The organism is Streptosporangium sp. NPDC050855, from assembly GCF_044456585.1.
GTDB lineage: Bacteria > Actinomycetota > Actinomycetes > Streptosporangiales > Streptosporangiaceae > Streptosporangium > Streptosporangium longisporum.
Window position 1 is genome coordinate 252,339 of sequence record NZ_JBITFY010000004.1, and the last position, 26,905, is coordinate 279,243.

Genomic DNA, 26,905 nt, shown 5'->3' on the forward strand with positions numbered 1-26,905 from the left:
GGTGACGCGTCCCGCCGCCCAGGTCGTCCCCCGGGTCTGTGCCTCACCTGTCACATGGGTCACAGGAACCTTCGAATTCCCATTTATCGACATATTTGCGCTTGCAGGGCGGATAGCCTCGCTTATCTCCCCTCACACGACAGGTAACACCAGGAAGAAGAGCGGCACGGAAGGTAGGCGCGGATGCCCACGCCCCGAAAACTGACGCTTCTCGCGGCGATCGTCGGCCCGCTGGTCCTGATCACGCTGGCACTGCTCGCGATCACCGGGATCGTCTCGGTCACCGCGGCCCTCGTGCTCGGCGCCCTGGCGACGGTCCTGGCCGTCCAGCTGCTGATGATCCTCACCGTCCGCAGGGTGGACGGAAAGGCCCTGCGCATCGACGCCCGCGTCAAGCGTCACGAGGCCGAGATGGCCACCGTCAAGACGGTCGCGGAGCGGCTGGACCGTCGACTGGACGAGATCACGGCGCTGATCGAGAAGCACGAGAACAGGCGGGACGAGGATCTGCAGGCGATCCTGGTCTCCCTCGGCGAGGACCGGCTGGCCTTCGCGCCGGGACGCCGTCAGATCGAGGAGACGGTCCGCGACCTGCTCTCGCACCCGGCCGAGAGCGCGCACGGGCAGGCCCCGTACGCGCCCGCCGCGCACGGACAGGCCGCGCACGGGCAGGGCCCGTCCCGGGAGGGGACGGGCCGGGTCCTGTCGGAGAGGGAAGCGTGACCGCGACCGGTCCCGCCTCCCCGGGCGCGGGCGGCCCCGGGCCCGCCCGCGCGGACGCCCCCACCCCTGCCCCCGTCCCCGTCCCGGTCCCCGGGACCGTGCCCGCCGGACCGGCCGCGCCGCGTACCGGGCCAGGGGCCGTCCCCCGCGCCAGGGTCAGGCACAACGACCACGGATCGCTGGTCCCGCCCGAGGTGGGCGAGTGGGAGCCCTGGCTCAGGGTGAGCGTGGTGATCCCGGCGCACGACTGCCAGGAGTCCCTGGAGCGCACGCTCGCCGCCCTGGCCGCGCAGACCTATCCGGCGCACCTGATGGAGGTGGTCGTCGCCGACGACGGCAGCGACCCGCCGCTGCGCCCGCCCGCGCTCGCCCCGGCCGCGACCCGTCTGGTCCGGGTCCCCGACGGCCGCTGGGGGCGGGGCTGGGCCCGCCAGACCGGTGCCGCCGAGGCCGCCGGGGACGTGCTGCACTGGGTCGACTCCGACGTGATCCTGGACCGGGAGCACGTGGAGGCGCACATGCGCTGGCACCACGTCGTCCCCTACGCCGTCGTGATGGGCGACGTCCGCTTCACCCCGGAGGAGACCGGCCCCTGCCCGGGGGAGATCTTCGAGGCCGTGGCCGCGGGGGACGCGGAGAAGCTGTTCGACGAGTCGGCGCCGCACGCGTGGCGGGCGGGGATCCTGGAGGGGACCCGCCTCCTGCGGGACGCCGGCGCCGGGGCGTACCGGCTCCACTCGGGGGCCAGCACCTCGGTCCCGGCGGCGCTGCTGCGCTCGGTGGGAGGGGTGAACACCACGCTGAACATGGGCGAGGACACCGACCTGGGCTTCCGCCTCGCCCAGGCGGGCGCGGTCTTCGTCCCCGACCCCCGGGCCCGGGCCTGGCACCTGGGCCCGTCCACGGTCATGGTCAGGGAGAAGGAGGTGCACCGGCACAACTGGTCGGTGCTGCCCGACCTCATCCCGGATCTTCGCTGGCTGCGCACCCACCCGCGCAGGAACTGGCTGGTGCCGTACGTGCACGTGATCGTCGACGCGCGCGGCACCGGTTACGAGGACGTGCGGGGATGCGTGGACGCCGCGCTCGCGGGCACCCTGGTCGACGTCGCCGTCACCGTGGTGGGCCCGTGGACGCAGCTCCCGGCCGGGCGCCGCCCCTCCCTGGACGAGCCGCTGCTCGACCTGCGGCTGGTGTACAACCTGTACGCCCACGAGCCGCGCGTCTCCTTCACCGAACGGGTGCCCGCGAGCTCGGCGCCCGCGCCGTTCCGGCTCCTGCTGCCCGCGGGGTGGGCGCTCGGTCCCGGCAGCCTGGCCGAACTGGTCGCCCTCGCCGAGCGCGAGGGGTACGGCCTGCTGAGCGTGGCCCTCGACGAGAGCGCCGCCGGGGTCGGCGCGGCCAGGCTGGAGCGCACCGCCGCCTTCGCCAGGGCGGCCCTGGTGGCCGACGACGGGGTCCCTGGGGTCCCTGTTCCGGCCCCGGACGCCGGGGAGACCGCCGACGGCGCGCCCGCGGACCTCGACGGCCTCGTCCACGAGCTGTTCGGGTCGTTCTGGGTGGGCGCCGCCGAGTTCGGCGTGACGACCGTCGCGGAGGCCGAACCCGTCACCGGCGACACCGCGAGGTGGCGGGCCGACGCGGCCCGCTGGAAGCGCGAGGCGCGGCGCCTGGAGGGCGAGCTGCGGGACCTGCGCGCCGAGGCCGACCGGCTGCGGGACGAGGCCGGGCGCCTGCGGGACGAGCGGCGGCGCGGCCCGCTGGGGAGGATCCTCTCGACGGCCGCGCGCCGGGGCGGGACCGGCTGATGTCACTCCTGACCGATCTCGTCCGCGCCGCCCGGGAGCGCGCCGGCAAGGGGCGCGTGCTGGTCTACCACGTGGGCTTCGAGACGCCGGGCGAGCTGGAGGCATGCGGGGCGATGGACCTCGACGGCGACACCGGCGGCCTGCCCGGCGCCGAGGAGAGCGCCGCGGAGGTCCTGGTGCTCGCCCGGACGGCGACCGACGTCCGCAGGGCCGCGAGCCTGCAGGCGCTGCTGCCCCTGGCCGCCCGGGTCGTCGTCGCCGTACGGGAGACGCCGCACTGGTACACCGCGCCGGTGCTCTCCCCCACCCCGGCCCACCGCTGGCGCGCGCTCGTCGAGCTCCGCGTCCACCGGCCGGCACCACCGTCCTGGGTGGTCGAGGCCACCTTCTCCAAACCCGTCCCGGCCGGTCGCACGCTCGCCGCGACCGCCAGGGCGTTCGGCGGGCACCGGCTGGACGCGGTGGCCGCGCCCGTCGCCGCGCTGGCCGGTCCCGGGGCGGCCCACTGGCGTCCCGGCGACCCGAACGCGGCCCCCGCCCCCCCGGCCGGGCCGGTCCCGGACAGGTTCGGCGCCCGCGGGGCCGACCTGGGGGTGCGCGCCGTCGGGCAGGAGCCGCCGGACTGGGAAGGTGAGACGGTCCCGGACGACCGTCCCGAGGCCGCGCTGATGAGCTGGGAGCGGCTCGGCCGGCCCGGCGGGGGCGCGATCGCCCGGAGCGGGCTCGGCGACCTGTCCGAGCCCCGGACCATCCCGCCGGTCGACGACCGCTCGGTCAACCCGATGGGCTTCGTCACCGTGCCCTCCCTGGGCATGGCCGACCTGTCGGTCCGCTCCGGCCGCTGGACGATCGTCTGCGAGGGCCGCGAGCTGACCGTCTTCGACGCCTCCGGCCGCGTCACCGACGTGGACGTCGACCGGATCCGGCAGGTCCGGGGCGTGCGGGTGGACTGGCGGCGCGCCCACACCGGGCCGGTGGCCGCGCTGCGGGTCGTCACCGGCCTGGCGGCGGCCGGGGTGCCGCTGGTCTGCGAGACCGTGCCGCGCTGGGCGGGCGCCCTGGGGGACGAGCTGACCAGGCTGATCACCTCGACCGGGGAGCCGGGCCTCAAGGACGACCTGGAGCGCGAGGAGCACAGCGTCCGGTTGCGCCGGCAGGCGCTGCGCGTGCACGGCGTCCGGGCCCGCTGGGAACAGCTCGGGGCCCCGGCCCGGCCCCCGGCCCCGGTCTCGGTGCTGCTGGCCACCCGGCGCCCGGACATGGTGCCCTTCGCCCTGGAGCAGCTCGCCAGGCAGCGCGGCGCCACGTTCGAGGTGATCCTGGCCCTGCACGGCGTCTCCGCGGCGCACCCCGGCGTGGCCGGGGCGCTGGCCTCCTTCGAGCATCCGGTGACCGTGTTCGAGCCGGACGCGGGCACCGTGTTCGGGACCGTGCTGAACCAGGCCGCGGCCAGGGCGTCGGGGTCGTTCCTGCTGAAGATGGACGACGACGACTGGTACGGGCCCGACTTCGTCTCCGATCTGCTGCTGGCCCACTCCTATTCGGGTGCCCAGGTCGTGGGCATGGTCCCGGAGTTCGTCCACCTCGCCTCGATCGGGGTGACCGTCCACCGCGAGCAGGTCACCGAGCAGATCACCAACTTCATCGCCGGAGGGACCATCTTCTCCGAACGTTCCGCCTTCGAGGCCGTGGGCGGTTTCCGTCCCATGCCCGGGACGATCGACGCCCAGTTCCAGCACGCCGTGCAGGCCGCGGGCGGGCAGATCTACCGCACCCAGGGCCTGGGCTACATCCTGCGGCGCGGCAACGTCGCGAACCACACCTGGCGCGAGCCGATCGGCACGTTCCTGCGGCGCAACAAGCGCCAGTGGCGGGGTTTCCGGCCCAGCGCGCTGATGGAGCTCCCGGCGGAGGCGCCATGAGCGCGCCGCGGCCACCCGGCGCCGCGGACGCGCCACGGACCCCGGACCCCGTGGACGCGCCGCGGATCCCGGGCAACGACTACGGGGTGCTCCGCCCGGCCGATCCGGGCGCCTGGGAGCCCCGCCTGCCGGTGAGCGTGGTCATCCCGGCCCGGGGACGGCAGGACAGGCTGGACCTCACGCTGGCCGCGCTCGCCGCCCAGACCTACCCGTCGCACCTCCTCGAGGTGATCGTCGTGGACGACGGCAGCACGCCCCGGCTGCGGCTGCCCGAGATCGCCCCCGAGCGGACCCGGATCGTCGGCACCGCGCCCGGCCGCCGGGGCATCGCCTGGGCCATGGAGACCGGCACGGCCGTCGCCGACGGCGAGGTGATCCACCGGATGGACGCCGACATCGTCGCCTACCGCGAGCACGTCGAGACGCACCTGCGCTGGCACCACCTGACGGACTACCTGGTGGTGACGGGCACCCTGCGCTTCACCGCCATGGACGGGACCCCGCCCACCCCGGCCGAGGTGCGGGCCGCCGTCGCCGGGGACCGGGCCGGGACCCTGTTCCAGGAGGACCCCGACCACGGGCACGACTGGATCGGCGAGCTCGTCGAGGCGCACCGGGGCTTCCGCGACGCGCCCGGTGCGCTGCTGCACCGCGTCCACGTGGGCGCGACGGTCTCGCTGCCCGCCGCCCTGCTGCGCGAGGTGGGCGGGCTGGACACCTCGCTGGTCCTCGGCGAGGACACCGAGCTGGGGTACCGGCTGACCCAGGCGGGCGCGGTGTTCGTCCCGGAGGAGCGGGCGCTGAGCTGGCACCTGGGCACGACGACGGCCATGCGCAGGCCCGCCGAGGTCAGGCGGCACAACGAGCCGTTCATCGCCGACCGGATCCCCTACCGGCGCACCCTGCGCACCGACTCCGGACGGCAGTGGCTGGTCCCCTACGTCGACGTCGTGGTGAACGCCGAGGGCGGGGCCCGCTTCGAGGACGTCCGGGCGAGCGTGGACGGGACGCTGGCCAGCACCCTGCCCGACGTGCGCGTCACGGTGACCGGCCCGTGGGAGTCGCTGGAGGGCGAACGCCCCGCGCCGCTGGACGACCCCCTGCTCGACCTGCGGCTGCTGCACGGCCAGTACGCCCACGACGGCCGCGTCCGCTTCCTCGGACGGGTCCCCGCCACCTCGGCGCCCGCGCCGTTCCGCTTCGTCTGCCCGGCCGGGTGGGTCCCGGGGGCCGAGTCGCTGGACATGCTGATCGAGCGGGCCGAGAAGGGCGGCGAGGGCCTGCTGCTGGTGGCGCTGGACGAGGACGAGACGGGCGTCCTGGCCGCGCGGCTGGAGCGGACCGCCGCCGTCTCCCGGGCACTGCGGGTGGCGCGCGAGGACGAGCCGATCGACGACGTGATCGCCGAGCTGTACGGGGTGACCTGGCTGGACGCCGAGTCTTGGCGGCTGCTGCCCGCGGCGCGCGCGTACCCCTCCTGGACCACGAACCGCAACCGGGAGGCGGCGCGCTGGCGGGCGACGGCCGAGACCCGGGCGCGGGAGGCCGAGCGCGCCCGGCGGCAGGCCGCCGCTCTCAAGGCCGAGGTCAAGCGGCTCCGGGCCGACGCCGCCAAGGGACGGCGCGACGCCGACCGGTGGAAGGAGAAGGCCGAGCAGCGCCGCCTGGAGGCGGTCGCCCTGCACCGGGCTCGGCAGCGTTCCCTGCTGCGCCGCGCCGCCCGCCGCCTGCGGGGGCTCGCGGGGGGCTCGCGGTGAGATCCGGGCCCCCGGCGGCGGGGACGGGAACGTCCCCGCCCGGCCCGGTACGACCGTCAGGGACGGGAGCGCCCTCACCCGGCCCGAGGTGGTGGCCGGGACGGGAGCGTCCTCGCTCAGCCCGGTGCGGCCGCCGGGTCCTCCGCCGGGGGCAGGGGGCGGTGGCGGGCGCCGACGGCGTCCTTGAGGGTCTTCACCACCGTGCCCCGGGACCTGCGGTCCTTGAGCCAGCCGAGGAAGTCGTTCATGCGCTCGGGGGTGACCGAGTAGAGGCCGCAGTCGTCGCAGACCCGGTGGAACACCAGGGGCACCAGGCCGCCGGTCTTCTCGGCGTTGAGGATCTGCTGCCTCATGTGCCGCAGCAGGGTGTCCTCGCGGATCGATCCCGGCGTGCGGATGTCGTAGCGGTCCCTGGGGCGGAGGGTCTCGGCACCGGGGCAGGCGGGGCAGGCCCACTCCTTGAGCCCGCCGACCCCGCGGGCCGCGTCGTAACCGCACCGCCGGGCCACCGCCTTGGCGTCGGAGTCGACCGAGCCGAACGGGTAGGCGAGGGTGGCGGGCCGGTACCCCCAGGAGACGAGCCTCCTGCGGTCGTCGCAGATCTGCGTCTCCTGCTCGCTCCGGGTCAGTTCGGTGAGACGGACGTGGGTGAGGGTGTGCCCGCCGATCTCGTGGCCCTTCTTGGCGATCCGGGCGAGCTCGCGCCGGGTCAGCTTCTCCTCGCCGCCGACGGTGTCGGTGTTGACGTAGAACGTCCCCCGCATCCCGTGTCTCTCCAGCATGCCGGCCACGGCCGGGTGGGTGGAGTCGCCGTCGTCGAAGGTCAGCGAGACGACCGTCCTGACCTTCGGAGGCTTGCCGGCCCCCGCCAGGGCGGCCGGTGCGGCCACCGTCACCAGGACCGGTACCGCGAGGAACGCCACCATCCGACGAACGACCTTCACGGAGGGTCCCCTTCCCGGAACTGCTGACACCGACAAAGGCAACATATCGCCCATCGAGGGCCGCGAGATCATCCGTTACCGAACACCCAGGAACCATGCCGACCCGGCATGACGAGCGCCCCGGGCCCCGGGCCGCGAACGCGCGGCTCCCGCCGGGCCCGACCAGGACCTGAGCGGGGCCCGGCCCGGGATCTGAGCGGGCCCCGGCCCGGAATCCGGGCGCGACTCGAGCGGGCCCCGAGCGGCACCCGGACGGGCGGACGCGGACGGCCGGGGCCGGGACCCCGGCCGTCAGGGGACGACGGCCGCCGCTAGGAGGCGTCCTCGCCCTCGACGCGCATGACGCTCACCACGTTGCGGACGATCTCCAGCTCGCGCAGCGCCTCGATGGTGGCCGAGAGCGCGGCGTCGCTGGCCCGGTGGGTGACCAGGACGAGCTGGGCGTCGTCGCCGTGACCCTGCTGGCGGACGGTCTGGATGGAGACGTCCTGCTTGGCGAACATGTCGGCGACCCGGGCGAGCACGCCGGGCCGGTCGGCGACGTCCAGCGAGACGTGGTAGCGCGTGACGGTCTCGCCCATCGGGTGCACGACCAGGTCGGCGTAGGTGGACTCCTCCGGCCCCCGGGTGCGCGCCAGCACGTTGCGGGCCACCGCCACGATGTCGCCCAGCACGGCGCTGGCGGTCGGCGCGCCGCCCGCGCCCGCGCCGTAGAACATGAGCCGTCCCGCCGAGCGCGCCTCGACGAACACCGCGTTGTAGGCCTCGCGGACCCCGGCCAGCGGGTGCGTCCGGGGGATCATGGCCGGATGCACCCGTACGCCGAAGGAGCGGCCGTCGTCGGAGCGGGCGCAGATCGCCAGCAGCTTGATCACGTAGCCCATCGCCTTTGCGCTGGCCACGTCCGCCGCGGTGATCTCGGTGATGCCCTCGCGGTGCACGTCGGCGGCGGTGACCCGGCTGTGGAACGCGATCCCGGCGAGGATCGCGGCCTTGGCCGCGGCGTCGAAGCCCTCCACGTCCGCCGTGGGGTCGGCCTCGGCGTAGCCCAGCGCCTGCGCCTCGCCCAGCGCGTCGGAGAACGAGGCCCCGCTGGAGTCCATCTGGTCGAGGATGTAGTTGGTGGTGCCGTTGACGATGCCGAGCACCCGGTGCACGTGGTCCCCGGCGAGCGACTCGCGCAGCGGCCGGATCAGCGGGATCGCGCCCGCGACGGCCGCCTCGAAGTACAGGTCGGCACCCCCGGCCCTGGCCGCGGCGTGCACGGTCGCGCCGTCCTCGGCGAGCAGGGCCTTGTTGGCCGTGACGACCGACTTGCCGGCGTTCAGCGCGCTCAGGATGAGCGACCTGGCGGGCTCGATGCCGCCGATCACCTCGATGACGATGTCGATGTCGTCGCGGGTGACCAGCGCCTCGGCGTCGGTGGTGAGCAGGGCGGGGTCCACCTCGGCGTCCCGCCTGCGGCCCAGGCGCCGCACCGCGACACCGGCCAGCTCCAGCGGGGCGCCGACGCGGGCGGCGAGGTCGTCGGCCTGCTCGTGCAGCAGCCTGACCACCTGGGAGCCGACGACGCCGCATCCCAGAAGCGCGACTTTCAGTGCCATGAGGTCACACGCCCCTCTCGTTCGCACGGCGGACGGGGCCGTCGGCCACGAGGGCCGCCCCCGCCGCTCCAGGTCGTTTCACAGCTGTCCTCTCAGCAGGTCGTCCTCGGTCTCCCGGCGGACGATCACGCGGGACACCCCGTCCTTGACCGCGACCACGGCGGGCTTGGGGAGGTAGTTGTAGTTGTTGGCCAGCGAGCGGCAGTACGCGCCGGTGCCGGCCACGGCGATCAGGTCGCCGGTGGCCAGGTCGGCCGGGAACCACAGGTCGCGCACGATCATGTCGCCGCTCTCGCAGTGCTTGCCGACCAGGCGGGAGAGCATCGGCCCGGCGGCGCTCTCCCGGGAGGCCAGGCGCGCGGTGTACTCGGCCCCGTACAGGGCGGTGCGGATGTTGTCGCTCATGCCGCCGTCGACGCTGACGTAGGTGCGCAGGCCCTCGACGTCCTTGATCGTGCCGACCTCGTAGAGCGTCACCCCGGCGAGCCCGGCGATGCCCCGGCCCGGCTCGACGGTGAGCCTGGGCACCGGCAGGCCGGCGGAGGCGGCCACCTTGGCGACGATCTCCCGCAGGCTGTCGGCGATCTCCTTGACGTCGGGCGCGACGTCGCCCTCGACGTACGGGATGCCGTACCCGCCGCCGAGGTCGAGCTCGGGCAGCACGACGTCGTGCTCGTCCTTGATCTGCACCAGCAGGGTGGCCAGGCGGCGCGCGGCCACCTCGAACCCCGCGGTGTCGGTGATCTGCGAGCCGATGTGCGAGTGCAGGCCGACCAGCTCCAGCTGGGGCAGGGCGAGGATCCGCCTGGCCGCCTCGGCCGCGGCGCCGCCGCTCAGCGAGAAGCCGAACTTCTGGTCGTCGTGGGCGGTCGCGATGAACTCGTGGGTGTGGGCCTCGACGCCCACGGTGACCCGGATCATCACCTTGGGGCGCGTGCCGTGCTTCTCGGCCAGGAAGCCCAGGCGGGCGATCTCCTCGAAGGAGTCGGCCACGATGTGCCCGACGCCCGCCTCGACGGCCCGCTCCAGCTCGGCGAGCGACTTGTTGTTGCCGTGCAGGGTGATCCGTTCGGCCGGGAACCCGACGCTGAGCGCGACGGTGAGCTCCCCTGAGCTGCACACGTCGAGGCCGAGGCCCTCCTGCATGATCCAGCGGGCCACCTCGCGGCACAGGAACGCCTTGCCCGCGTAGTGGACGTCACCGCCGGAGAACGCCTCGGCGTAGTCGCGGCAGCGGGAGCGGAAATCCTCCTCGTCCACCACGTAGAGCGGGCTGCCGTGCTCGGCGACCAGGTCCCTGACGTCCGCGCCGCCGATCGTGACCGCGCCGTCGGCGCGGCCGGACGTTCGCGGCCAGATGGCGGGATCGAGGGTGTTCAGGTCGGCGGGTGCGTGCGGAGGGCGCTCCTCGGGCAGCACTTCGGCATGCCGGTCACCGGCGGGATGGGCGAATCGACTCACCCGATCGAGGCTATCGGACCCGGTGATCCCCCTGAGACGATTGCCCACCCATCGAGACGGGATCGCCCGCCACCGCGCGAACTTTTTACGTTATTTGCCGATTTAGCGACATATTTTCGCGCCGGGGTCCGTCCGGAGGGCTCAGGAGACCTGGTCGGCCGGGGCGCCCCAGGTGTTGCAGGCGGCCACGCTGCCCTCCTGCTGGCCCCGCCGCATCCACTCGGCACCGCTGGCGCCAGAACCGTGCGAGCGCCGGTGGTCCGCCCGTACGTCGTCGTCGGCGCCGTCCTGGGGTCCGGCCAGGGCGCGCAGGCGCTCCAGCCGTCGCGGGGCCACCTGCCGCAGTGTCGCCGCGGCCAGGCAGTCCGCCTGGAGCTCCAGGCGTCGCGACCATGCCTCGTCGAACGCCTCGGAGCCGCGCCGGTCGGCCAGCCCGGTGACCTCCTGGACGTGGTGGGCGTACTCGTGCGCGAGCGTGAACATCATCGGGAAGACCTCGTCGTCCTCGATCAGCACGTTGACGACCCGGGAGTCCGGGCAGTAGATCCCGGCCCAGTCGTCGTCGCCGGTCCCGCACGCGGCCCGGGAGGCGGAGGTGACCAGCCGCACCTGCTCGGGCGGCTCGTACTCCATCCCGGCCCGGTTCAGGGTGGCCGTCCACATCCGGTCCAGGCAGCGGCCGAAGGCCCGGAGCGACGCCCCGGCGTCGGCGTCCAGGTCCTTCGGGAGCGTGGCGCAGCGGGCGTCGATCGGCTCGGCCCGCTCGTGCAGGCCGTGCGTCGCCGCCTGCGAGCGGGGCGAGCCGGGCGCGGTGCCGATCAGCTCCCGCACCTCGTCGCCGAAGTACGCGAGCCCGCCGAGGACGACGGCGAAGGCCAGCAGGACCGGCAGCGTCCTGCGCAGCGCCCGCCGGGCCGTACGCCCGGTCCCGGGCGGGGGCTCCCCGGAGCCGTCCATCGCGCCCCTTCCGCTCTTTCCGCTGTTCTCATGTCGATCAGGAGGATTCATTACATCCTGCCGGGGGCCGCCTCGCCAACGGCCGCCAGCGCCTCGGCCAGCACGTCCCGGACCGCGCGCGCCAGCCGCACCCGGGCGGCGTGCAGCGGAGAGGGCTCCTCGTCGCCCACCGGGAGCACCCCGGCCCCCTCGAACGCGTCGTGGTAGGCCAGGGCCAGCCGGAGGGCGTAGGCGGCCCACCCGGGGTCCCGGCTCGCCCTCCTGCCGTGCGCCTCGGCCAGCACCCTGAGCACGGCCCGGTCCAGGCGGCCGTCGAGCAGTTCCGGCACGAAGGGCCCGCCCACGCCCAGCTCCGCCGCCCAGCGCTGCACGGCGACCGCCCGCACGTGCGCGTACCTGACCGCGAATCCGGGGTTGGCCCACGTCCGGGGCAGGTCCTCCCACGGGGAGGCGCCGGTGACCGCGGGGGCTCCGGCCGGGCCGATCCCGGTGACGAGCTCGCCCGGCACGGCCACCACGATCTCCAGGAACCCCCCCGGGCGCACCCGCACGTCCGAGACGCCGTCCAGCGCGCGCAGCCGCCCGGCCGTCGCCTCCGGGTCCCCGCCGGGGCCCACGATGGAGCCCGCGACGGGGCCCGCGGCGGGCGGGCAGAGGTAGACCGCCTCCCGGGCCCAGGTGCCCCGGGGGATCGGCGGCCGGCCGAGAAGCTCGTCGAGCCGGGCGGGCGTCATCCCGGCAGCCTAACCCCGGGCCCGGCGCCGCCCTCCCCCTCGGTGACGGGGCCGCGCCAGGCCGGGCGCGACCCCGTACCGGACGGACCGGCGACCCCGACCGGACGACGTCGGCGACCCCGTACCGGACGGGCGCCGGGCGAGAACGCGCGGCCGGGCCGGGGGCGCGGACGTCAGACCAGGGCGTGCGGCTCGGCCGGGCCGTAGTCGACGAGCTGGGCCGAGCCCAGCAGCCACCGGTCGCGGTCGCGCAGGCAGACGTAGCCGAAGCGGTCGGCGGAGAAGACCTTGACCCCGTCGGCGCGGCACTGGCGCATCAGCACCTCGGCCCAGCCGTCGGAGACGTCGGCGAACCCGATGCCGCGCAGCACCGTGCGGCGGGCCAGCAGGGTCGCCCCGGCCACGTCGGGCAGGTAGGAGTACTCGGCCGAGGGCTGGCGCAGCACGGTCGCGGCCACGTCGCGCAGGTGGGCGTAGTAGGCCGCCTTGCCGACGATGTCGGCGGTGGTGAACAGGAAGGCCCTGCTCAGGTCGGCCAGATAGTGCTCGCCGTACCGGTCGCGGGCGTCCATGACGGCCACCAGGTCGCCCTGGCACAGGTCCAGCGCCCGGTCCAGCATGCCGCCCACGGTCAGGCCGGAGTCGGTACGGCGGACCGTGACGTCCACCCCGTCCGGCATGGCCTCGCGGGCCCGCCCCGGGGCGTCCGGGGCGTCCGAGAGCAGCACGAGCTGCACGACGCCCTTCTGCGGCGCGACCTGGGCCAGGGTGTGGTCGAGGTCCCCCCGGTCGATCATGATCACCGAGATGTTCAGGGTGGCCCGGCCGCTGGGCAGCCCGATCGCGTCCAGCAGGTCGTCGACCTTCTCGGTCATCGTCCCCGAGGCGTACGCCTGGCGCAGCGCCACGTGCGCGCGGACCGGGTCGGGCTCGGTGCCGATGGGCGTCCCGCAGGCGGCCAGCTCGGCCATCCGCCAGGGCTCGGTGCCCGCGGGACAGTCCACCGCGACCGGCCAGCGGTAGGAGGTGAGCACGTCGGGGTAGGACAGGTGCCCCGGGAGCAGCTCCTCCAGGGACAGCACCCGCCCGAACCGGTCCCCGGCCAGCGGCAGCGGGTTGTGCACCCGGGGCTGGACGGCGAACGGCAGGATGCCCAGCGAGGGCGCCCTGCGGCCGGGCTCGGGCTCGCGGGTCGCCAGCGCGGCGCCCCAGGACTTCACCGACGCCGGCAGCGCGGTCACCACGTGCTCGAACAGTCCGGCCGCGGGGGCGAGGTCGTCCACCTCTCCCCGGGTGTGCCAGAAGACCGTGCGGATGCCCCGCTGGGCGCACCAGGACAGCAGGGCGCGCAGTCCCTGCCCCGGCCGGCGCAGCTCCTCGGCCCACGGGCCCTCGGTCACCGACTCCACCAGCAGCAGGTGCGGCACCTCCGCGGCCAGCACCCGGGCGAAGTCGCGCGGCGTGAAACCGGTGGTCTGGCGCCACTCGTAGCGCAGCAGCGCCTCGCCGTGCGGTTCGGCGATCACGGCCGCGGTCAGGTGCGGGCGGGTGTTCGGCCCGGTCGGGACGCGGAACGGCTTGAGCTTCACCGACCTGCCGCCGACGGTCCTGACCGAGCTGGTGGCCTGGAAGGACGCGCCGGGGGCGGCGGGCTTGTCGGCGGTCTTGCGCGGGACGGGCTGGCGCTTGGGGGCGGTCGGGCGCTTGGCCGGCTTGGCCGCGCCGCGCAGGCCCCGGGCCAGCCGTACCGGGTTGCTCTTCCCGGTCTTGATCGCGTCGCCGAGCCTGGACCAGCGGGCCACCTGCACCGACGACAGCTTCCACTTGGCCACCTCGGCCTGGTAGCGCTGCTCGGCGAGGTCCTTCCTGAGCTTCTCCTCGGCCGCGTTCGCGGCCTCCAGCCGTTCCTCGGTCTCGCTCAGCCGCTCCCGCAGCGCCCGCAGCTCCTCGGCCGCACGCTCCGCCTCGGCGACCCTGGCCTGCGCCGCGTCCAGCAGCCGGGCCAGTTCGGAGGCCCGCTCCGCGTGAGCCACCGCCTCGCGTAACGCCTGTCGTGTGCTTTCGAGTTGGTCGCCCGCCACGCCGTCCTCCGTTTTCTCAGCCGGCCGAAAGGATACCCTTTGGTCAATCGCGACATAGAGGAGTCAGCACGGTGCAGTGGCCGACGTTCAATGTGAGGCCGTACGTCTGCGGCGGCATCGGACACCTCGACGAGGCCGTCCTGGAGACGCTGCGCGGGGCCGGGCCGCGGGTCACGCCCGCCCTCCGGGAGCCGGGCGCGGCCCTGTTCAGCTCCTCGCCGCTGCCGCCCTACCGGCGCGACGAGCGCACCTGGGCCTTCGCCTGGGGCGAGCGCACCCCCGAGGGCACGGCGCCCTGGATCACCGTGGCGGAGACCTACGAGACGCCCGGCCTGATCGGCGACGGCGAGCGGGTCGTCCTGCACGCCGGCGGCCTGGGCCTGGTGGACGTCTACCACCTGGAGCGCGACGGGGCGGTCTACTTCTCCTCCCTGCTGGAGCCGCTGCTCGCCCTGGCGCGCGGCCCGCACGAGGTGAACTGGGAGGCCTGGGCCTCGATCATCCGGCTGACCTTCCCGCTGCGCGACGACACCCCCTACGCCGGGGTGCGGCGGCTGGCCGGGTCCGGCGCGCTGGTCTGGGACCGGGCGAGCGGCCGGATCTCGGCCGAGCGGATGCTGCCCCGGTGGCTGCGCGAGGAGCCCTACGAGGCCGGGCGGACGGCCGGGGAGATCCTGGAGATCCTGCACGAGGTCTACAAGGAGTTCGACGGGCGCCCGCTGCTGGTGCCGGTCAGCGGCGGCTACGACTCGCGGCTGCTCTGCTCGGTCGCGGTGGCGCGCGGGGCCGACGTGGAGTCGTGGACGACCAGTCCCGACGACGGCACCGACACCGACATCGTCTTCGCCAGGGCGATCACCCGCGAGCTGGGCGTGCGCCACCGGGTGATCCCCCAGGACGCCGCCGCCTACCCTGACGACGCGCTGGCCGCGGCGCGGCGGCTGGAGTTCCTCACCCCGCACCACGCCTGGTACACCCCGTTCGCCCGCGAGGTGCACCGGTCGGGCCGGACCCTCGTCGACGGGCTGGCCGGAGGGCCGCTGCTGAAGAACTTCATGGTCAGCGGGGCCGCGCTGGAGGCCACCACGCAGGCCGAGCGCAAGGCCGCGCTGCTCGGCTCGCTGACGCTGGGACCGGCCTCGGTGCCGTTCCTGTCCGAGCAGGCCGAGTCCTGGATCGCCGACGCGGTCGAGCGGGCCTTCACGCAGTCGACCGCCGTGCTCAACGGCCACCGGGCCGAGCTGCCGCTGTCGGTCCTGCACACCCGGACCGCGCGGGGCATCGCCCGCTCCCCGGTCAACCTGGTCGGCCCCGAGGCGTCGTTCGCGGCGCCGTTCCTGCACCCGGAGTTCTTCGACGCCGCGCTCTCGGTCGGCGTGCACCGCAAGGCCGCCGGGCGCTTCTACCGCGAGCTGCTGCACGCGGCCGACCCCCGGGTGGCCGCGCTGCCCTCCACCAACGTGGTCAAGCAGCCGCTCCAGCGGGTCCCGCTGCGCTCGGCCGCCGCGCCCGCCCGGCGGTACGGCCACCGGATGCTCGGCCTCGTCGCCGAGACGGTGCCCTCGCTGCTGTCGGAGCAGCTGCTCGCCGCCCTCGCCGAGGGCCCGGACGCGCTGGCCCGCTTCCACGGCTGGAACGACCGCTTCTGGGTGCGGAGCCTGGTGCTGTTCGGCGCCTGGATCGGCGACCACCGCGACCACCTGGACGATCTCTCCCCGCCCTGGGCCTGAGCCTCCCGCGATCGGGCGTCCCCGGGCGTCGGCCCAGGTGGGCGCCGTGCGGCGTGCCATGTTTCCGGCAGGAGAACACTGAGCGACGCGGCGATTACGCGGCCTCGGCACGGCCCCCGGGAGGATTCCGCGCCAGAGGGCCGATCGACCATGCCAAGAGGGCTTCCGGACGTTCGGCCGGCTGGTAGTGTTCGGCCCAGAAAGCGCCAGAACGGATGGACCAGAATCACAAATTCGGTCTGTCCAAGGGCACGGAGCTCGTGGGGATGACGGCTCCCGCCGGCGCGGTCACCAAACATCATCAGCCGGAGCATCCGGTGACTTCGTCCTGCCTCCATCACCGTGAGCGAGAACACGATGAACGCATCCCCCCTTTTCCATGCCTCCGAGTCCGTGGCCGAGGACTTCGTCTCGGCGGACCCGCAGTGGTACAAGCGCGCCGTCTTCTACGAGGTGCTGGTCCGCGGGTTCAAGGACTCCAACGGCGACGGTACGGGTGACCTGCGCGGTCTCATAGAGAAGCTGGACTACGTCCAGTGGCTCGGCGTCGACTGCCTGTGGCTGCTGCCGCTGTACGAGTCCCCCCTGCGCGACGGCGGCTACGACATCTCCGACTACATGAAGATCCTGCCGGACTTCGGCGACCTCGGGGACTTCGTGCAGCTGATCGAGTCGGCGCACCGGCGGGGCCTGCGCATCATCACCGACCTGGTGATGAACCACACCAGCGACAGGCACCCGTGGTTCCAGGCCTCCCGGCACGACCCCGAGGGCCCGTACGGGGACTTCTACGTCTGGTCCGACGACCCCACCGGCTACCCGGACGCGCCGATCATCTTCGTCGGCGCCGAGGAGTCGAACTGGACCTACGACCCGGTCCGCAAGCAGTACTACTGGCACCGGTTCTTCCACCACCAGCCGGACCTGAACTACGAGAACCCCGCGGTCCAGGAGGCCATGCTGGAGGTCCTGCGGTTCTGGCTGGACCTCGGCATCGACGGCTTCCGCCTGGACGCGGTCCCCTACCTGTTCGAGCGGGAGGGCACGAGCTGCTCGGGGCTGCCGGAGACCCACGCGTACCTGAAGAAGATCCGCGCCGAGGTCGACCGGCTCTACCCCGACCGGGTGCTGCTGGCCGAGGCCAACGGCTGGCCCGAGGACGTGGTGGAGTACTTCGGCGACCCCGCGACCGGGGGCGACGAGTGCCACATGGCGTTCCACTTCCCGCTGATGCCGCGCATCTTCATGGGGGTGCGCCGGGGCAGCCGCGAGCCGATCTCCGAGATCATGTCGCGGACCCCCAAGCTCCCCGACAGCGCCCAGTGGGGCATCTTCCTCCGCAACCACGACGAGCTGACGCTCGAGACGGTGACCGAGGAGGAGCGCGACTACATGCACGCCGAGTACGCCAAGGACCCGAGGATGCGGGCCTACCTGGGCATCCGGCGTCGCCTCGCGCCCCTGCTGGAGAACGACCGTGACCAGATCGAGCTGTTCACGGCGCTGCTGCTGTCGCTGCCGGGCTCCCCGGTCATGTACTACGGCGACGAGATCGGCATGGGCGACAACATCTGGCTGGAGGACCGCGACGCGGTCCGCACCCCGATGCAGTGGAGCCCCGACCGCAACGCCGGCTTCTCCAGGGCCGACCCGGGCCGCCTGTACCTGCCCGCCGTGATGGACCCGATCTACGGCTACCAGGCGGTCAACGTCGAGGCCCAGCAGAAGAACCCGGCCTCGCTGCTGCACTTCACCAGGAACATGCTGGCGATCCGCCGGAACCACCCGGTCTTCGGGACCGGCGTCTACAACGAGCTGTGGTCCAGCAACCCGGCGGTGCTCAGCTTCGTCCGCGAGGACGGGGACGACCTGATGCTCTGCGTCAACAACCTGTCGAAGTTCCCGCAGCCGGTCGAGCTGGACCTGCGCCGCTTCCTGGGCATGACCCCGGTGGAGGCCAGGGGCGGGGTGCGCTTCCCCGAGGTGGGCACCCTGCCGTACCTGCTGACCCTGCCCGGTCACGGCTTCTACTGGTTCTCGCTGACGTTCTGAGCGGCACCCCAGGGCCCGGGGAGACCCCCGGGCCCTGTCGCCTGCCCGGAGGCCGTACGGGATCCCGCAGCCGTGCGGGACCGGCCGGATCCGCGGGACTAGCGGGCGGTGACCGGGACCTGCGCGCGGGCCGCGCGGCCCGCCGGGATGAGGGTCACCAGCAGGGAGGCGCCGACCGCGACGAGCACCGCGACGGCGAGCGTCATGGCCGAGGGCGTACGGCCGATACCGGCCCCGACGCCGCTGGTGTGGCCCTGGAGGTCGATCAGCCCGCCGACCACCGAGGCCCCGGCCACGGTGCCCGCGACCACGCCCAGCACGATCAGCAGGCCGGTCCCGGTGACCAGGGTCGCGGCCACCTGCCGGGGCGTCAGGCCCATGGCCTTGAGCACCGCCAGGTCGAAGGCGTGGTCGCGCAGGCCCAGGGCGCCGGCGGTGAGCAGGTTGGCCAGGCCCAGCAGGGCGAGCACCGCGATCAGCGCCACGATCACCACCCGGATGACGGCGAGCCGCTCGGCCGGGTTGACCACCCGCGCCACCTCCAGCGTCTCGCCCGAGGCGGCCAGCAGCCGCGCCCGGACCGTGGCCGGGTCGGCGCCCTGCCTGAGCACCAGGCTGTAGAACTGCGGCGGCACCGCGTCCTTGGCCGGGAGGCTGTCGATCCCCAGGGAGAGCACCTCCCCGTCGTGGTCGGGCTCCACCACCCGGCCGACCAGGTGCACGATCAGCGGGGTGCCGCCGACGGTCAGCCTGACCCGGTCGCCGATGCTCACGTCCAGCAGGTCCAGCAGCCCCTGCCCGGCGACGGCCTCGCCCCGGGCGGCGAACATCCGGCCCTCCACGACCGAGAAGGGGTACGGGTCGGCCGAGGTGCCCACGGCGCGCGCCAGCACGCTCCTGGTCTGCTCCGGCTCCAGCGCGGGCACCTCGGCGCCCGGGTGGGCGGCCAGCACGTCGGGGTCGGCCCTGGCGATCCGCACGGCCTCGGCGGCCGGGACCTTGGCGGGCCGCACCACGAGCGCGGCGGCCTGGCCGACCCGCTCGGGGTGGCGCAGGAAGTCGTCCAGGGTGCTCCAGCAGCCGAGCGCGATGGTGATCATCATCATCGGGATCGCCACCCCGAAGATGCTCAGAAAGGCCGGGAGCCGGCGGGTGAAGGCGTCCCGGCTGCCCAGGACGAGGGCGGGCGGCAGCCGCGCGAGGAGCGCCAGCCGGGCCAGCCGGGACAGGTGGCCCCTGGGCGGCGCGGCCGGGGCCGCGGGCACCGGCGGGGTCCGGCCGCCGCGCCAGGCCGGCAGCGCGACGGCCACCAGGACCACCGCGGCGGTGCCGCCGGCGATGGCCAGCAGCGGGACCGGCGAGAGCGGCGGGATCGGCACGCCGTCCAGCACGAACGAGGCGGCGACCTGGCCGCAGACCAGCCCGATGGCGATGCCGACCGCCCCGAGCGCGCCGTGCTCGACCATCAGGACGGCGAAGACCTGGCCGCGGGTGTAGCCGAGGGACTTCAGGGTGGCGATGTCACGGGTCTGGGTGAGCACCCGGCCGCCCACCGCGTTGGCGATGGCCAGGGCCGCGGCGACCAGCCCGGTGACGCCGAACAGGGCCAGCAGCAGGCCGAGCAGCCGGTTGTCCAGCTCCATCGAGGCGCGCACCTCGCGCCAGGTGGACATCCGCTGGATCTGCCCGTCCAGCAGGGTGACGGCGCCGTGCACGGCGGGCAGGGTGGCCTCGCCGTCGGCCAGGCGCAGGCCGGTGACGGACTCGCTGCGGCCTAGGGCCGGCTCGACCCTGGCCAGCGCCGACGGGAGCGTCCAGGCCAGGCCCGGCGTCCACTCGGGGTAGAAGCCCTGCTCGGCGCTGTCGGCCAGGCCGACCACGATGAGCGGGTGGGTGGCGCCGTTGAGGGCGGTCACCGGGAAGGGCGCACCGACCCGCAGGCCGAGCGCCCTGGCGAAGGAACGCTCGACGATCACCCCGTCGGTGTCGCCGGAGCGGAGCGTGCGCCCCTCGCGGATCAGCGGGGCGGCGACCCGCGGGGGCGCCGACGACGTCTCCCGCAGGGCCACCGGGGACTTCTTGCCGTTCAGGGTGAGGGTGACCGGCGCCGACCGGTAGGGGCCGGCGACCTCGACCACGCCCGGCAGCCGCGACAGCGCGGCCGTGTCGGGGGCCTCCCCGGTGTGGATCCACACGTGCGCGCCCCTGGACTCGGCGAACAGCGCCCGCCAGGGGTTGGTGCCGTCCTCCAGCAGGGTCGCGGAGGTGATCAGCGCCGTGACGATCCCGGCCACGGCCAGCACCGTCAGCAGCGTCTGCCCCCGGCGCGCCCGCAGGTCGGCCCGGACCCACCTGACCGAGGCGCGGACGGTGCTCACCGCGCCCCCGCGGGGCGCGCGGACACCGGGGCAGGTACGGGAGCCTGAGCACGCACGGAGGCCGCAGGGCTCATGAGGAGCGCGGGGCGCACGGGGAGCGCGGGCGGCCCGGCCCGGAGAGGCACCGGTCAGCCCCTCAGCTCGACGACGTCGCCCGCGCCGCCCCTGGGGCGGCGCCGGACCAGTCCCGCGCCGCCGTCGTCGACGATCTGGCCGTCCAGCAGGGAGACCACCCGGTCGGCCAGGCTGGCCACCCTGGCGTCGTGGGTGACCAGGATGACGGTCTGGCCGTCGCGGTGCACCTCGCCGAGCAGGCGCAGCACGTCGCGGGTGTTGCGGCTGTCGAGGTTGCCGGTGGGCTCGTCGGCGAGCAGCAGGCTCGGCTCGTTGGCCAGCGCGCGGGCCAGCGCGACCCGCTGCTGCTCGCCACCGGCGAGCTGGGAGGGCGCGGCGTCGGCGCGGTCGGTCAGGCCGAGCTCGCCCAGCAGGTGCTCGCGGCGCCTGCGGGCCTCACGCGCGGAGACCCCGGCCAGCAGCGCGGGCAGCTCGACGTTGTCGGCCACGGTCATGTTGGCGACCAGGTTGAAGAACTGGAAGACGAAGCCGATCTTCCGCCTGCGCAGCAGCGCCCAGGCGCTCTCGCCCAGCGTGTCGGCCCGCTGGCCGTCCAGCCAGATCTCCCCGCTGGTACGGCTCTCCAGGCCGCCGAGCATGTGCACCAGGGTGGACTTGCCCGAGCCGGACGGTCCCATGATCGCGACGAACTCCCCCGCGGCCACCCGCAGGTCGACCCCGCGCACGGCGGGCACCGGCACCCCGCCGTCCTGGTAGATCTTCACGAGATTGACGGTGTCGACCACGGGAGGGACGTCGACCGCGGAAGGGGTCACCTCAGGTCCTCCTGGCAGCGCTCGAGCCAGTCGAGGTCGGCCTGGAGGTGGAGCATGGCCCCCTCGACGAGCAGCAGCGCGACCTGGTTGGCCGGGTCGGTCCGCTCGGCGAGCTCGTTGAGGTCACGCATCAGTCCGAGGTAGTGACGTCGCTGGCGATTGATCATCGCTGTTCTGTCGGCGATTCCGGTCGTCGGGGCCAGCACGAGCTTCATGAAGAACTCGTCCCGGACCCTGGGCCCTTCCGAGGGCTCGTCCACCCACGTGCCGAGCGCCTCGCGGCCCTCCGCCGTCAGGTGGTAGACCTTCTTGTTCGGCCGGTTGGACTGCTCGACGCCCACGGCGCGCACCAGGCCGTCCTTCTCCAGGCGGCCGAGCGTGACGTAGATCTGCCCGATGTTCGGTGAAGGGTAGGCGCTGCCGAAGATCTGTTCAAGTGCCTGTTTCAGCTCGTACCCGTGGGCAGGTTCCTTCGCGAGGAGCGCCAGCAGCGTCAGCCGCACGCCCCACCTCCTCGGAAGCTCGTTACGTGAGCGTTACGTGTCCATCCGTTGACGCTGATGTTATCGCTATGCATAACATGCATGCATCTACCTAACACGTATGTAACCAACTGGAAATCAGGAGGTCATGATGCGCCGATTCATCCCCGTCGCGCTCACCATGATCCTTCTGAGCGGATGCTCGGCGGCCGACGCGCAGCCCACCGACCGTTTCGGCGGGAGCGGCCCGTTCACCCTGGTGATCGGGCGCGACACCACCGCGTACCTGCAGCCGCTGCTCGACCGGTGGAACCAGGCGCACCCCGAGGAGCGGGCGACCCTGCTCGAACTCCCCGAGGCGGCCGACGAGCAGCGCGCGCAGATGGTCGCCAACCTCCAGGCGAAGAGCGACCGCTACGACGTGCTCGGGCTGGACGTGGTCTGGACGGCGGAGTTCGCCGACGCGGGCTGGATCCTGCCGCTGGAGCGGGGCACGTTCCCGCTCGGCCGGTTCCTGCCCCCGGTCGTCGACACCGCCGTCTACCGGGGCAAGCTCTGGGCGGTGCCGTACACCAGCAACGCCGGGCTGCTCTACTACCGGAAGGACCTGCTGGCCAAGCACAAGTTCTCCCCGCCGAAGACCTGGAAGGAGCTTCGCGAGCAGGCACGCGCCCTGCACGCCAAGCACCGGATCGGCGGGTACGCAGGGCAGTTCCTGGCGTACGAGGGCCTGACCGTCAACTTCACCGAGGCCGTGCAGTCGGCCGGCGGGCAGATCCTCAGCCCCGACGGCACCAAGGTGACCATGGACGTGGCCAAGGCCACGTCCGGGCTCAACTTCCTGGTGAACGGCTTCCGCGAGGGGTGGATCCCCGTGGAGTCGCTCACCTACAAGGAGGAGGAGTCCAGGTTGGCCTTCCAGGAGGGCAGGCTGGCCTTCGCCAGGAACTGGCCGCACGCGTACGGACCGGCCACCGCCTCGTCCGTCGCGGACCGCTTCGCGGTCACCCGGCTGCCCGGCCCGAACGGGCCGGGCACCGGGGCCCTGGGCGGGTACAACCTCGCGGTCAGCGCGTTCTCCAAGCGGCAGAAGTCGGCCGTGGAGTTCATCCGCTACTTCACCAGCCTGGAGAACCAGCGCCGGGTGCTCACCGAGGGCTCGTTCCCGCCCGTGTGGGCCGAGCTGTACGACGACCCCGAGCTGATCAAACGTTTCCCCTACCTGCCGGTCCTGAAGCAGAGCATCCTGTCGGCTCGGCCCAGGCCCGCCAGTGCCAACTACGAACAGGTGAGCCTGGCGATCGCCAGTGCGGTCTCCAACGCGCTCACCCCGCCCTTCGAGGAGGCCGGCGACGACGTCGTCGCCTCCATGAAAAGCCAGCTCGACGAGATCATCCGAGGCCGGTGACGCCGGGACGCCCCGGTACGGCACCGCCTCCGAGCACGTCGAACGAAAAACGTCACACCGAATACATCTCAATTCGTACGACCGTTCCCGTCCCGGCAGCTCCCCCGCCGGTGGGAACGCCATATCCAGGAGGTCTGTCCAGCATGCGCAAAACCATCCCCGCGGTGACCACGGCGGGACTGGCGCTGGCTCTCGCCGCGTGTGGCGGCGGGTCGTCGACCCCGGCCGCGTCCCCCGCAGCGAGCGGCGGCTCCTCCGCGGCGGCCGCCGCGGCCAAGACCCTCGAAGGCGTGACCGTCGAGGTCGCCGCCAAGTGGACCGGCGCCGAGCAGGAGAACTTCCAGCAGGTGCTCAAGGCGTTCGAGGCGAAGACCGGTGCCAAGGTCACCTACGCCTCCACCGGTGAGGACACCGGCGCCTACCTCGGCCCGCGCATCCAGGGCGGCAACCCGCCGGACATCGCGATCCTGCCCCAGCCCGGCCTGGTGGGCCAGTACGCCGACCAGAAGGCGCTCAAGCCGCTGACCCCCGAGGTCCTGGCGCAGATCGACCAGAACTACACCCCGTACTGGAAGGAGCTCGGCTCGGCCGGCGGCCAGTCCTACGGCGTGCTGGTGAAGGCGGCCCACAAGTCGCTCATCTGGTACCGCGACCAGGCCTTCCAGGACGCCGGCGCGCAGCCCCCGGCCACCTGGGACGACCTGATCAAGACCGCCCAGACCGTCGCCGACTCCGGCACCCCGCCGTTCTCGCTCTGCGGCGCCTCCGGCTGGACGCTGACCGACCTGTTCGAGAACGTCTACCTGTCCACCGCGGGCCCGGAGAACTACACCAAGCTCTCCAAGCACGAGATCCCGTGGACCGACCCCAGCGTCACCACCGCGCTGGAGAAGATCGCCCAGCTCGTCGGCAAGAAGGAGTTCCTGCTCGGCGGCTCCGCCGGCGCCCTGCAGACCGACTTCCCGACCTGCGTGACCCAGGTCTACGGCCAGGACAAGTCGGCGATGGTCATCGAGGCGGACTTCGTGGGCGTCACGGCCGAGCAGTCGGGCGCCAAGCTCGGCGAGGAGGCCAAGTACTTCCCGTTCCCCAAGGCCGGTGACACCGCCCCGGTCGTGCTGGGCGGCGACATCGCGGTGGCGCTGAAGGACTCCAAGGGCGCGATGGCGCTGCTGGAGTTCCTGGCCTCCAAGGAGGGCGGCGAGGTCTGGGCGAAGCTGCCCGGCTACCTGTCCCCCAACCGCAACGTCTCCCCGGACAACTACCCGGACGAGCTGACCAAGAAGCTCGCCGAGACGATCATCGCGGCCGGTGAGACCGTCCGCTACGACATGTCCGACCTCGCGCCCAGCGCCTTCGGCGGCACCGACGGCAAGGCCGAGTGGAAGCACCTGCAGGACTTCGTCCGCGACCCCTCCGACATCAAGGGCATCCAGGCCAAGCTCGAGGCCGACGCCAAGAAGGCCTGGAAGTAGGGGAGAGCGGCCGTGACCGAACGGTTAGACGGCCCGCAGGGCCCGCGCGGCGGCGGCGACGCCGCCCGCGGTCCCTCCTCCGGACCGAACGACATCCCGCCGGACGACTCCTCGTCGCCGGCCTCCGACACCGCCCCCGGGGCCCCGGGGTCCCCGGCCCTGGGGACGGCGGCCCCCGGGACCACCACCGCCGAGGCCACCGCCTCCGAGGGCGCGGTCTCCGGGTCCACCGGCACGACCGAGCGGTCCGGCCACCCGGCCGTACCGGAGGCGACCGCGGGGCCCGAGCTCGCCCCGGCGGGGCCCGCCGCCCCGACGGTGATCCCCGCCGGGGCCTCCCGGCTGGGACCGCCGCCCCGGCTGGCGCTGTGGTTCCTGCTGCCGGGCGCGCTGGTGCTCGGGGTGATGGTGATCTACCCGATCATCTACTCCATCTTCCGCAGCCTCTACGACGCGAGCGGCAACACCTTCGTCGGGGCGGACAACTACGCGACGATCTTCAGTGACTCCAGCACCCTGACCACGATCAGGAACAACCTGATCTGGGTCCTGGTGGCCCCGGCCCTGGTCACCGTGATCGGCCTGATCTTCGCGGTGCTGACCGAGCGGATCCGCTGGGCGACCGCGTTCAAGCTGATCGTGTTCATGCCGATGGCCGTCTCCCTGATGGCCTCGGGCGTCATCTTCCGCCTGGTCTACGAGCAGGACCCCGACCGGGGCGTGGCCAACGCCGTGGCCACCACGGTGACCGGCTTCTTCGGCTCCGGCCAGACCTACCCCGACGCCCGCGCCCGGCAGAACGACCAGGCGCCCGTCGTCACCCAGCAGGGCGCGGTGGTGACCAGGCAGCCCGTCAAGCCCGGGCAGCCGGTGCTCATCCCGCTGGTGGGCGTGAAGCCCGCCGACGTGGCCTCGGCCGCGACGGCGAAGGCCGCGCAGCCCGCCTCCGGCGAGCTGGCCGGGACCGTCTGGGTGGACTTCACCCAGGGCGGCGGTGGCGCGCTCAACCAGGTGGACGCCACCGAGAAGGCCCTGTCCGGGGTGACGGTCGAGGCGGTGCAGAACGGCGCCGTCAAGGCCACCGCCACCACCGAGGCCGACGGGACCTTCCGCTTCGGCGGGCTCGCTCCGGGCGACTACCAGGTACGGCTGCCGCAGTCGAACTTCCAGGCAGCCTTCAACGGCATCCCCTGGCTGGGCCCGGCACTGATCACTCCGGCGATCATCGGCGCGTTCATCTGGGTGTGGGCCGGGTTCGCCATGGTGCTGATCGCGGCCGGCCTCGCGGCCATCCCGCGCGACGCGCTGGAGGCGGCCCGCATCGACGGCGCCACCGAGTGGCAGGTGTTCCGGAAGATCACCGTTCCGCTGCTCTCCCCGGTGCTCCTGGTGGTGTTCGTGACGATGATCATCAACACCCTGAAGGTGTTCGACCTGGTCTTCGTCATCGCCCCGGGATCGGTGCAGCCACAGGCCAACGTGATCGCGCTGGAGATGTGGCGGGTCTCGTTCGGCGGGGGCAGCAACCAGGGGCTGGGCAGCGCGCTGGCCATCTTCCTGCTGATCCTCGTCCTGCCCTTCATGATTCTCAACATCCGCCGGTTCCGGAGGGACAACCAGTGACGACCTCCACTCTCGGCGCCCCGCGGCGCGGCGCCCTCGGCAGGATCGTGGACCGGATCGGCGGCGGTGTGGTCCAGGCGGTCCTGGTGGTGATCGGCCTGTTCTGGCTGGTCCCCACGCTGGGCCTGTTCGTCGTCTCGATCCGCAATGAGACGGCCAACAACTCCACCGGCTGGTGGACGGTGTTCACCAAGCCGGCCGAGCTCACCCTGAAGAACTACTCCGACCTGCTGGCCACCGGATTCACCGCGTCGTTCTGGAACACCGTGTTCATCACGGTGCCCTCGACCGTCCTGGTGATCGGCATCGCGGCCATGGCGGCGTACGCGTTCGCCTGGATGGAGTTCCCCGGCAGGGACGCCCTGTTCCTGGTCGTGGTCGGCCTGCTGGTGGTGCCGACCCAGATCGCGCTGATCCCGATCGCCAAGCTCTACGGATCGGCCGGGATCTTCGGTTCCATCGTCAGCGTGGTGCTCTTCCACGTGGCGTTCGGCCTCCCCTTCGCCATCTTCCTGCTCCGTAACTTCTTCGCGGGCATCTCGCGCTCGCTGCTGGAGGCGGCGCGGATGGACGGCGCCGGGGAGTGGAAGATCTTCTCGACCGTGGTGTTCCCGCTGGCCAAGCCCGCGATCGCCTCGCTCGGCATCTTCCAGTTCCTCTGGGTGTGGAACGACCTGCTCGTCTCGCTGGTCTTCGCCAACCCCGAGAACCAGCCGATGACCAAGGCTCTTCAATCGCAAATGCGGCAATTCGGGACCAACGTGGACATTCTTGCGCCGGGTGCATTCCTGTCGCTGATCATCCCGTTGATCCTTTTCTTCGCCTTCCAGCGCTACTTCGTTCAGGGGATGATGGCTGGTTCGGTGAAATAGATAA

19 protein-coding genes are annotated in these 26,905 nt (G+C 73.3%); 10 read left to right on the top strand and 9 right to left on the bottom strand.

The genetic code is table 11. From position 1 onward, the window contains the following. Positions 1 to 183 precede the first annotated feature (183 nt). Genes ACIBCT_RS11925 through ACIBCT_RS11940 form a run of 4 tightly spaced genes read left to right on the top strand, consistent with a single transcriptional unit; the run spans position 184 to position 6,210 of the window. Positions 184 to 723 (top strand): hypothetical protein, encoded by a 540-nt coding sequence (locus tag ACIBCT_RS11925; RefSeq protein ID WP_399187522.1) that lies wholly within the window; start codon positions 184 to 186, stop codon positions 721 to 723. Next, positions 720 to 2,531 carry a glycosyltransferase gene (locus ACIBCT_RS11930; RefSeq protein ID WP_399187523.1) on the top strand — a complete coding sequence of 604 codons (1,812 nt, stop codon included), beginning with the start codon at positions 720 to 722 and terminating at the stop codon, positions 2,529 to 2,531. Before ACIBCT_RS11925 ends, ACIBCT_RS11930 begins: the two co-directional genes overlap by 4 nt. Beyond that, complete coding sequence (locus tag ACIBCT_RS11935) at positions 2,531 to 4,453, top strand: glycosyltransferase (RefSeq protein ID WP_399187525.1); 1,923 nt, start codon at positions 2,531 to 2,533, stop codon at positions 4,451 to 4,453. Before ACIBCT_RS11930 ends, ACIBCT_RS11935 begins: the two co-directional genes overlap by 1 nt. Beyond that, positions 4,450 to 6,210 (top strand): glycosyltransferase, encoded by a 1,761-nt coding sequence (locus tag ACIBCT_RS11940; protein ID WP_399187527.1) that lies wholly within the window; start codon positions 4,450 to 4,452, stop codon positions 6,208 to 6,210. The genes ACIBCT_RS11935 and ACIBCT_RS11940 overlap by 4 nt, the downstream gene beginning before the upstream one ends. A 116-nt stretch (positions 6,211 to 6,326) precedes the next feature. Here ACIBCT_RS11940 and ACIBCT_RS11945 read toward each other — a convergent pair whose 3' ends face one another. The 6 genes from ACIBCT_RS11945 to ACIBCT_RS11970 all read right to left on the bottom strand — a co-directional run bounded on the left by ACIBCT_RS11945 (position 6,327) and on the right by ACIBCT_RS11970 (position 13,991). Next, on the bottom strand, positions 6,327 to 7,154 hold the full coding sequence (locus ACIBCT_RS11945; RefSeq protein WP_399187529.1) for a polysaccharide deacetylase family protein: 828 nt from the start codon (positions 7,152 to 7,154) through the stop codon (positions 6,327 to 6,329). Between the two features lie 311 nt (positions 7,155 to 7,465). After that, positions 7,466 to 8,758 carry a homoserine dehydrogenase gene (locus tag ACIBCT_RS11950; RefSeq protein WP_344888697.1) on the bottom strand — a complete coding sequence of 431 codons (1,293 nt, stop codon included), beginning with the start codon at positions 8,756 to 8,758 and terminating at the stop codon, positions 7,466 to 7,468. 78 nt (positions 8,759 to 8,836) lie between these two features. Continuing rightward, entirely contained in the window at positions 8,837 to 10,219 is a 1,383-nt protein-coding gene (gene lysA / locus ACIBCT_RS11955) for a diaminopimelate decarboxylase (protein ID WP_399187531.1), read from the bottom strand. A gap of 141 nt (positions 10,220 to 10,360) precedes the next feature. Then, positions 10,361 to 11,227 carry a neutral zinc metallopeptidase gene (locus ACIBCT_RS11960; RefSeq protein ID WP_399187533.1) on the bottom strand — a complete coding sequence of 289 codons (867 nt, stop codon included), beginning with the start codon at positions 11,225 to 11,227 and terminating at the stop codon, positions 10,361 to 10,363. Then, a complete protein-coding gene (locus ACIBCT_RS11965; RefSeq protein WP_399187535.1) occupies positions 11,227 to 11,910 on the bottom strand; it encodes an anticodon-binding protein in 684 nt (227 codons plus the stop codon). Before ACIBCT_RS11965 ends, ACIBCT_RS11960 begins: the two co-directional genes overlap by 1 nt. Before the next feature lie 173 nt (positions 11,911 to 12,083). After that, positions 12,084 to 13,991: a hypothetical protein gene (locus ACIBCT_RS11970; RefSeq protein WP_399187537.1), complete on the bottom strand. Its 1,908-nt coding sequence runs from the start codon at positions 13,989 to 13,991 to the stop codon at positions 12,084 to 12,086. A gap of 71 nt (positions 13,992 to 14,062) precedes the next feature. Between ACIBCT_RS11970 and ACIBCT_RS11975 the strand changes: the two genes are divergently transcribed. Together ACIBCT_RS11975 and treS are read left to right on the top strand one after the other, a co-directional pair. Beyond that, positions 14,063 to 15,721: an asparagine synthetase B family protein gene (locus ACIBCT_RS11975; protein ID WP_399187539.1), complete on the top strand. Its 1,659-nt coding sequence runs from the start codon at positions 14,063 to 14,065 to the stop codon at positions 15,719 to 15,721. A 357-nt stretch (positions 15,722 to 16,078) separates the two neighbouring features. Beyond that, a complete protein-coding gene (gene treS, locus ACIBCT_RS11980) occupies positions 16,079 to 17,773 on the top strand; it encodes a maltose alpha-D-glucosyltransferase (protein WP_399187541.1) in 1,695 nt (564 codons plus the stop codon). A 98-nt stretch (positions 17,774 to 17,871) separates the two neighbouring features. Here the strand turns inward: treS and ACIBCT_RS11985 are convergent, their stop codons facing one another. The 3 genes from ACIBCT_RS11985 to ACIBCT_RS11995 all read right to left on the bottom strand — a co-directional run bounded on the left by ACIBCT_RS11985 (position 17,872) and on the right by ACIBCT_RS11995 (position 21,544). Next, a complete protein-coding gene (locus tag ACIBCT_RS11985; protein ID WP_399187542.1) occupies positions 17,872 to 20,151 on the bottom strand; it encodes an FtsX-like permease family protein in 2,280 nt (759 codons plus the stop codon). Positions 20,152 to 20,279: 128 nt separating this feature from the next. Further along, positions 20,280 to 21,041 (bottom strand): ABC transporter ATP-binding protein, encoded by a 762-nt coding sequence (locus ACIBCT_RS11990; RefSeq protein WP_399187544.1) that lies wholly within the window; start codon positions 21,039 to 21,041, stop codon positions 20,280 to 20,282. Further along, the gene (locus ACIBCT_RS11995; protein ID WP_344888722.1) at positions 21,038 to 21,544 is read right to left on the bottom strand and encodes a PadR family transcriptional regulator; all 507 of its coding nucleotides are present in this window, start codon (positions 21,542 to 21,544) and stop codon (positions 21,038 to 21,040) included. Before ACIBCT_RS11995 ends, ACIBCT_RS11990 begins: the two co-directional genes overlap by 4 nt. Before the next feature lie 127 nt (positions 21,545 to 21,671). On the opposite strand from ACIBCT_RS11995, the gene ACIBCT_RS12000 reads away from it, so the two are divergent. The 4 genes from ACIBCT_RS12000 to ACIBCT_RS12015 all read left to right on the top strand — a co-directional run bounded on the left by ACIBCT_RS12000 (position 21,672) and on the right by ACIBCT_RS12015 (position 26,901). Further along, positions 21,672 to 22,931: an ABC transporter substrate-binding protein gene (locus tag ACIBCT_RS12000; RefSeq protein WP_399187547.1), complete on the top strand. Its 1,260-nt coding sequence runs from the start codon at positions 21,672 to 21,674 to the stop codon at positions 22,929 to 22,931. A gap of 143 nt (positions 22,932 to 23,074) precedes the next feature. Then, a complete protein-coding gene (locus ACIBCT_RS12005; RefSeq protein WP_399187549.1) occupies positions 23,075 to 24,406 on the top strand; it encodes an ABC transporter substrate-binding protein in 1,332 nt (443 codons plus the stop codon). A 12-nt stretch (positions 24,407 to 24,418) separates the two neighbouring features. After that, positions 24,419 to 26,029: an ABC transporter permease subunit gene (locus ACIBCT_RS12010; protein WP_399187551.1), complete on the top strand. Its 1,611-nt coding sequence runs from the start codon at positions 24,419 to 24,421 to the stop codon at positions 26,027 to 26,029. Then, positions 26,026 to 26,901, top strand: a complete 876-nt coding sequence (locus ACIBCT_RS12015; protein ID WP_399187552.1) for a carbohydrate ABC transporter permease — start codon at positions 26,026 to 26,028, stop codon at positions 26,899 to 26,901. The genes ACIBCT_RS12010 and ACIBCT_RS12015 overlap by 4 nt, the downstream gene beginning before the upstream one ends. The last annotated feature ends 4 nt before the right edge of the window (positions 26,902 to 26,905 follow it).